At 44.5% G+C, this 2,046-nt stretch carries 2 protein-coding genes; both read right to left on the bottom strand.

Going from position 1 to position 2,046, the window contains the following annotated elements; translation table 11 throughout:
• Positions 1–175: 175 nt before the first annotated feature.
• Positions 176–1,060 carry a fimbrillin family protein gene (locus I6E38_RS14645; RefSeq protein WP_235394678.1) on the bottom strand — a complete coding sequence of 295 codons (885 nt, stop codon included), beginning with the start codon at positions 1,058–1,060 and terminating at the stop codon, positions 176–178.
• A gap of 34 nt (positions 1,061–1,094) precedes the next feature.
• A complete protein-coding gene (locus I6E38_RS14640; RefSeq protein WP_235394677.1) occupies positions 1,095–1,952 on the bottom strand; it encodes a FimB/Mfa2 family fimbrial subunit in 858 nt (285 codons plus the stop codon).
• Positions 1,953–2,046 lie beyond the last annotated feature (94 nt).

Here is a 2,046-nt window from a genome sequence, read left to right as displayed (position 1 = left end):
TGGTGGTCAAGCGCATCAATACTATAGGTAAAAAATGCGCAGGATTTTAAAGCGATTTTGAACACCCTACCTTACAGGGCGTCTTTCTGATTGCCATCATGCCCAGGGCGATGCCCTGGGCTAGGAGCTTTTGGGCTTTCAGCCCGTTCTTGAACCACATGCGAAAGTTCAGTTATTATTGTGCTATATGTTCATTATTGTCTCCTGCCTCTGTCCAAGGCTTAATGGTTCCAGAAATCTCTACGGCAGAACGACTCAATTTTACTACTGTATAGTGGTATCTTTTTCCACCCTCAAGTTTTGCAGGCATTCTCCATACGAAAGGAGCGTCGTAACCATTCTTGAGGTCAAACTCTATCACTCGGCTTGCTTCTTCTGTAGGGAGCAGGATTGCCTCATACAGCTTGCCAGCTTCGGTAGTTTTCATCGTGATGTCCGCAGGAGTTTCTTCACCAGAGATAGTACCATCCACAAGATTGAAAGTGGCTTTGGTATTCTGACCTTTCACTGTCACAGTCATTTTCTTAAGGTCTTCTTGCGTGAGACCGTTACCTGGTTGAACATCCAAAATAAGATTGCTTAACTTATGGAAGAACTTCAAGTCAACCTGTGGCGTAGCTTTGTTGCAGCCTTCTGTCTTGGCATACATGAAGTCGATAGTTTCTTGTTTCGTTTGGTCTGTTACATCAAGTGCAACCTTGTAGTCATTGACAGTGGTCTGTGGATAGTAAGAATAGAAGTCCACATCTCCATCTATCGGGAAGAAAACAGTCTTACCACCAGAAACAGGTGAAAAGGCTATACTTCCATTTGACTGATAGCAAACATTGTCAACACCCTCTTTGATTACATCCGCAGAGAGTGTCTTGCCTGCTTCTGTCATGAAGATACCGATCCTGTCACCATCAGCCCAAGCTACACCAGCAGCACGGGTGTTTACGCTGATACCACCAGTAAACTGCACGGCTACCTTATCGTTCTGGGTAGAAGGTGCGATATCTTCTGTACTGCATGAAAACATTGCACCAGCCAAGAGTGCAAGAGCGAAAAACTTTGTCATCTTTTTCATCTTATAAACATTTTAAAAGTTATTATTATTTTATTTCTACTTCATTGTTGAGGTTCGTCCAACCGTTGATGGTAGCTTCCAGATTCATCTTTGGCTGCATTTGGTTGTAGTTGAGTCGCAACTCATACTTTCCTCCAACCTTCATCGCAGGAGCGGTGATGTCATACTCTTGCAAGGTCTCGTCAGGCAGCAAGAGGCGGAGATAAACATGAGAGGCGGAACTTCCCTGTATGGTCGGCATCAGCCGAATGACTTCTGATTGCAAAGTTGACTCAGTAGCCAAGATAGTAGGTATTTCCACTTCCGTTGGCTCTATGCTCGGCAATCCATATTCTCCATCACTATTCTTCTGTGTAGGGAACAGACAAAAAGCACAATCCACCGCCTTGCCACTCATCTCTGTGCCTTTTGGCACATTCTCAATGATGACGGTCAGTTCCGAAAGCACGCTCTTCATAGGGTTTTGCACTACATAGCTGCCTTCCTTGTTATCTATCTTCACATCGGCAACTCCGAAATAGGCATTGTTCCTTACATCCTTAGGATTGGTCAAACCTATCTGGATATTGTTCCAGTTAGTCAAAGCCCTGGTCTGGTCAGTGGTGAAGAAAGGCTCTATAAGATTGGTAATAGCCAATATCTGATAATGCCCTTCAGGAAGAGCGAAGCGTTGGCTTGCTACCTCCTGTGCACTACCACCATGTTTTTCCTCTACAAGCGAACCGTCATCGGCATTGAATATCCAGAGCTTCACATCCTTCACTTCCGTACCTTGGTCGGCTTCATCTGCCCAAGTGAGCGATACAGACAAGCCACCTTCTTCCTCACCATCATGAACATCATGGTCGCAACTTGCCAACAGGCATGGGACGCATACCAGCACCCATAACCAAATATTAAATCTACCCGTTGGCGGAATTAATTTAAGTTGACAAATATGAGTAAAAGGTTGTATATATCGCTGATTTTTAGTAACT

Origin of the sequence: Leyella stercorea, from assembly GCF_021531355.1 — a bacterium.
GTDB lineage: Bacteria > Bacteroidota > Bacteroidia > Bacteroidales > Bacteroidaceae > Prevotella.
Note: the sequence above shows the minus strand (reverse complement) of the source record. Positions and strands in the feature narration are given on the sequence as shown.

Coding starts and splice junctions, on each gene's coding strand:
- I6E38_RS14645 (WP_235394678.1), bottom strand. CDS start 1,060: ATGACAAAGTTTTTCGCTCTTGCACTCTTGGCTGGTGCAATGTTTTCA.